We start from the raw sequence: 5421 nt of genomic DNA, 5'->3' as shown, positions 1-5421 counted from the left end.
CCGCCCGCCACACACGCGGGCCTCGTGCTGCGGGACAGATGGCGCCGAGTGACAGAGGTAACACTTGGGCTCTTCGTTGCCTTCTGGACACCTTCAGTTCGCCATGGCCGCCTTGACTGCCTGAATACCGTTCAGCGGGGCAACGGCTGAACCGTCAGGGTGTACGCGCTTGCCCTTCTGCGCCCCGTCCGGTTGCCTCGACCGCACCAGATGGGCAACAGGACACATGAAGCACGCCGAGACGGCCACGGACGAGCGTCACATACCGCAGCCCGAGATGGTCGATGTCAGTACCCTTCCCGCCGCCGTTCCCGCCGGAGGGGAGCGGTCCGCGGCGCCGCCGGGCGAGCGGCGCGGGACCAGGCTCTATGTGATCGACGGGCTGCGCCTCGTGGCGGCCCTGATGGTGGTGGTGCACCACTACATCGGCACGGCCCGCGCCGACCGGCCCGACAATCCCATCTGGGGCCGTCCGGTCTCGGAGATCTTCCCGGATGTCTTCCCGGCCGCCACCTACGGCTGGCTCGGTGTCGAGTTCTTCTTCGTCATCAGCGGTTTTGTCATCTGTATGTCCTCCTGGGGACGGCGGCCGAGGGACTTCTTCGTCTCCCGGGTGATCCGCCTCTATCCGGCCTACTGGTTCGCGGTGCTGTTCACCACGGCGGTCCTGACCGCCCTTCCGGCGGTCTTCCAGCCGCTGAAGCCCACGCAGTGGATCCTCAATCTCTCCATGCTCCAGAAGGGCATGGGCGTGCCGGACGTCGACAATGTCTACTGGACGCTCTGGTCCGAGCTCCGCTTCTATCTCATCTTCCTGCTTGTGGTGGCCACCGGTCTGACCTACCGCAAGGTGGTCGTCTTCTGCTGTGTCTGGGGCACGGCCGCGGTGTTCGCCGGGAAGTCCGGGATCCCCGTCCTGGTCACGCTCGCCAACCCCGACGCCGCGTGGTTCTTCATCGCCGGGCTTGCTCTGTACCTCATGCACCGCTTCGGCCAGGATCCGCTGCTCTGGTGCATCCTGGGCATGTCCTGGGTGATGTCGCAGAACGACATCCTGCACCGGGTCGAATTCGAGGACGTGTCGACCTGGAGCGGCTCGGTGTTCCTGTACACGGTCTTCCTGCTCGTCATGGCGGGCGTCGCGCTGGGCCTGGCCGACCGGATCCGGTGGAAGTGGCTGACCACGGCGGGCGCCCTGACCTATCCGCTCTATCTGATGCACTACGCGGTCGGCACCGCGGTGATCCACTATCTGCGCGACCGCGTCGACGCCCGGCTGCTGGTGATCGGGCTGATCGCCGGAATGCTGGTGCTGAGCTGGCTCGTACACCGTCTTGTCGAGCGGCCTTTGGCGAAGTTCCTGAAGAAGGGACTGACCGGAATGTTCTCCCGCCTGGACACCCCACCCGAGCGCACCACTTCGGGCTGAGCCGTGCGACTGTGTCGGCAGAAGGTTTTCGGCGGAAGGGCGGGGAAGTGGGGGGTCGCGGAGTGCGGGCGTCTGGTGGACGGGCTGTCGGCAGCGTCACAGTGGCAGTTGGGACAGTGGTACTCGGAGCGGTGCTGACAGGCTGCACCGGCAGTGGACTGTCCGATGGCAGTGGACTGTCCGACGGAAGCGGCCGGCCGGGCGGTGGAGCGACGGCGACCGACGGCCACGGGACCAGTCCCTTGGCCGATCCGGACGGTACGAAGCCAGGCCTGGCGGCGATCTCCTCCGAGAAGGACGAGTCGGCCGCCCGGGATCTGATCGCCGGAGTGTCCACCAAAGGGCGCGGGCCGAAGACGGGTTACTCACGGGACGCGTTCGGCTACGCGTGGATGGACACGGCGGACGGCGTGCCACTGGCCCGGAACGGCTGTGACACGCGCAACGACCTGTTGAAGCGCGACGGCCAGAACCTTCGGTTCCGTTCAGGTTCCGACTGCGTCGTGATGTCGATGACGCTGTACGACCCGTACACCGGCAAGGACATCGACTGGACGAAGCAGAAGGCATCGGCCGTCCAGATAGACCATATGGTGCCGCTTTCGTACGCCTGGCAGTTGGGCGCGGCCCGCTGGGACAAGGACAAGCGCGAGCAGCTCGCGAACGATCCGCTCAATCTCCTTCCGGTGGACGGTCCGTCCAACAGCTCCAAGGGCGATTCGGGCCCGGCGTCCTGGCTGCCGCCCAGCAAGGCGATCCGCTGCTCGTACGCGGTGCGGTTCGCGCAGGTGGCGCTCAAGTACGAACTGCCGGTGACGGCACCGGACAAGAGGACCATGCTCGCCCAGTGCGGCGGCTGACGACAGGTCGGGACGGCCGCCGGGAAAGCCGGGAGGGAGGCCACTCCCCTGCGGTGGCCTCCCTGGTGCGATGTGCCGATGTGCCGACGCGTCAGCCGCCGAGGCCGTCCAGGTCCACGATGTCCTTGTCGGCGGGGACCTCGGCGGGAACGGGCTTGTCGAAGTCCGTGAAGGCCATCGTGCCGGCGTCCTTGCCCTTGACGACTATCTTCAGCAGATACGGCTTGCCCTCGGTGGCGACATACATGGTGTAGTCGGAGGCGCCGTCGGTCTCGTTGAGCGTGATCGCCTGCTGTCCGTCCACCGTGGTGAGCGGTCCCTTGCGGGCGATGCTGTCGCCGTCCTCGAACTCGGCGAGCAGTTCATCGAGAGCGCAGAACCCGACGAAGTCCTTGGCGTCCGGAGCCTTGGCATCGGTCTTCACCCAGCGGTCGGCGAGCATCTTGACCACGGCGTCGGTCTCTTCCTTGGGCTGTCCCTCGCCCTGGGCCCGCAGCATCTCCTCGTCGAACTTCATATAGACGGTCGCGCCGACCTTGGACACCGTCGCGGTGCCCTCGCCGTTCATCGACATCGTGCCCGCGCAGTCGCCCTTCTTGTCGAGAGCCATATCGGTGACGACGGTCCCTGTGCCCTCCTTCACATCGGCCTTGAGCGTGAGGGAGGAGGCGGCGCGGACGGTGGCGAAGGACTTCTCGGCGATCTCCGGGCCCGAGAGATCCGCGAACGGCTCGGGCTTCTCACCGGAGTTGCTCTTGCTGGAACTGGACTTGTCGGGATCCTTGGCGTCCTTGCCGCCGTCCTTGCCGTCCGAGCCGGTCGCTCCGCAGGCCGGGAGCGTCAGGATGGCGACGGTGCAGAGGGCGGCGAGTGCGCCACGGCGGATTCGAGGAGCGGTGGTGACGGTCATAACGGTTCTCCGGTGACTGCGATCGGCTGCGATGCGGCGTGGCCGCGATATGGCTGGAGCAGTGCGTGCGGTGCGTGCGGTGCGGTGCGTGTAGCGCGTGTGGCGCCGGGACTCAGAGCTTCAGGTCCCACTGGGACGAGTCGTGCAGGATGCCCGGGCTGACCTCGACCGTGAGCGCCTTGGCGGCGGACGGCGCGTCGAACGCGAACAGGACCGTGGCCTTCTTGCCGGGCATGACCGTGCCGCTGAAGCCGATTCCGGTGGTGTCGTCGATGATCGACTCCGCCTCGACACCGTCCTCGCCGGCCCGCGCTATGACGGTCGCCAGCCCGGCGTCGAACTTCTTCTTGCCGGCGTTCTCGATGACCACAGTCACCTTGTAGGCCTTGTTGTCCTTGGTGTGGCCGACCGCGTACTCGCCGGGCGTATAGGCGGTGGGCTCCGAGACCGTGACGGTCAGATCGTCGTCGTAGACGGCGGAGTCGCCGGCGCCGAGTATCTCGCTCTTGCCGCCGCCGTCCTTGCTGTCCGTACCGCCCGCCGCCTTGGGCGCCGAACTGACCGAGGACGTCGCCTTGTCCAGTTCCTTCACCGCGTCGCCCACGAGCTTGAAGGTGAGGAACGCGCCGACCGCCGCGAGGACCAGGGCGAGCAGTCCGAGGACGACACCCGAGGTGGCCACTCCCTTGTTCGTCGCCTCACCGCGTCTGGCTCTGCCTCGTCCGGCCAGCCCGAGGATCAGCCCGATCAGTCCGAGGACACCGGCCAGCCAGAAGAGGAACGGGATCAGCCCCGAGACGGCTCCGATGATCCCGAGGACCAGGGAGGCGATCCCGAGGCCGTTGCGGGCGGCCATGGGCGCGCCGTGTCCCGGCGGAACCGGTGCCTGCGGATACGGCGACGACTGCGGGTACTGCGGTGAGGACTGCGACATGGGTGTGCCTCCGCGGACTGGCATACGAGTGTGAGCGGGACTTCAAAGCCATCCCGCGTGGCGATGAGTCAATAACAGCAGAAGCTGTGAACCGAGTCAACAGTAAATGTCGTCCTTGGGTTGGTCTACGCTGTGAATCGGACTTTTCGATCACACCGCTATGCTCAGCGTCACAGCGCACGGCCACAGCGGAGCCGCACGGTGAGGGAGGCAGCCAGGTGCCGGAGAACGCAACAGAGGTGACGGCCGCGGGAATCGCCCGGCTCGCGGGCGTGGGACGGGCCGCCGTGAGCAACTGGCGGCGGCGGCACGCCGACTTCCCGCAGCCCGTCGGCGGCACCGAGACCAGCCCGTCCTTCGCCTTGAGCCAGGTCGAGCAGTGGCTGCGTGACCAGGGAAAACTCGCCGAGGTACCGCTGCGTGAACGGGTCTGGCAGGAGCTGTCGGGCGACAGCGCGACCGCCGCCACCGCCCTTGTCCGCGCCGGCTGCGTCCTGCTGCTCGTACGGGACAGGCCCACGCGGTGGCGGCAGTTGGCCGCCGCGTCGGACGCGCAGCTCGCGGAACTGCTGCCCGTGGCGCTCGGCGAGGTGCTCGCCGTGCACTTCGGCGCGCCGACGGAGAGCGCTGTTCACACTCCGGGCGCCCGTGAACTGCTTCCTTCCGTTCCGCTGCTGCGGAGTGTCGGTGAGCTGGCGGCGGAGCTGGGCCCTCGCCGGACCTTCGAGTTTCTGCTCGGCCGCCATCTCGACGCCAATCCGCGCCAGTACACACCGACTCCGCCGGAGGCCGCCGCGCTGATGGCCGCGCTGGCGATCCCGTCCGCCTCGGCCCCGTCCGCCTCGGCCCCGTCCGCTCAGACGTCCTCCGCCGAGAGCGTGACCGTCCTCGATCCCGCCTGTGGCACGGGCGCGCTGCTGTGCGCCGTACCGCACGCGGCCGTCCTGTACGCCCAGGAGGCCGCTCCCGAACTCGCCGCGCTCGCCGGACTGCGCCTCGCCCTCCACGCGGACGGCATGGACCATCCGGAAGCCGAGGTCCGCACGCGCGCCGGGGACACACTGCGCGCCGACGCCTTCCCTCGGCTCGCCGTCGATGTCGTGCTCTGCCATCCGCCGTTCAACGAGCGCAACTGGGGCCATGACGAACTGGCCTACGATCCGCGCTGGGAGTATGGATTCCCGGCCCGTACGGAGTCCGAACTGGCCTGGGCCCAGCACGCGCTGGCCCGGCTGCGGCCCGGTGGCACCGCCGTCCTGCTGATGCCACCCGCCGTCGCCTCCCGCCG

At 68.1% G+C, this 5421-nt stretch carries 5 protein-coding genes; 3 read left to right on the top strand and 2 right to left on the bottom strand.

What is annotated here, in order from left to right; all coding sequences use genetic code 11:
• The first annotated feature begins 226 nt into the window (after nt 1–226).
• Nucleotides 227–1429: an acyltransferase family protein gene (locus GA0115259_RS27395; RefSeq protein WP_093602002.1), complete on the top strand. Its 1203-nt coding sequence runs from the start codon at nt 227–229 to the stop codon at nt 1427–1429.
• 101 nt (nt 1430–1530) lie between these two features.
• Nucleotides 1531–2289: an HNH endonuclease family protein gene (locus GA0115259_RS27390; RefSeq protein WP_176732671.1), complete on the top strand. Its 759-nt coding sequence runs from the start codon at nt 1531–1533 to the stop codon at nt 2287–2289.
• 91 nt (nt 2290–2380) lie between these two features.
• Here the strand turns inward: GA0115259_RS27390 and GA0115259_RS27385 are convergent, their stop codons facing one another.
• Nucleotides 2381–3199 carry a hypothetical protein gene (locus tag GA0115259_RS27385; protein WP_202450393.1) on the bottom strand — a complete coding sequence of 273 codons (819 nt, stop codon included), beginning with the start codon at nt 3197–3199 and terminating at the stop codon, nt 2381–2383.
• A gap of 112 nt (nt 3200–3311) precedes the next feature.
• Nucleotides 3312–4133, bottom strand: a complete 822-nt coding sequence (locus GA0115259_RS27380; RefSeq protein WP_093601998.1) for a DUF4190 domain-containing protein — start codon at nt 4131–4133, stop codon at nt 3312–3314.
• A 218-nt stretch (nt 4134–4351) separates the two neighbouring features.
• Between GA0115259_RS27380 and GA0115259_RS27375 the strand changes: the two genes are divergently transcribed.
• Nucleotides 4352–5421: N-6 DNA methylase (locus tag GA0115259_RS27375; RefSeq protein ID WP_176732670.1), on the top strand; the 1070-nt coding region annotated here is incomplete at its 3' end.

It is taken from the genome of Streptomyces sp. MnatMP-M17 (genome assembly GCF_900091995.1).
Taxonomy (GTDB): Bacteria; Actinomycetota; Actinomycetes; order Streptomycetales; family Streptomycetaceae; genus Streptomyces.
This window is presented reverse-complemented; position numbering and strand designations above follow the sequence as displayed.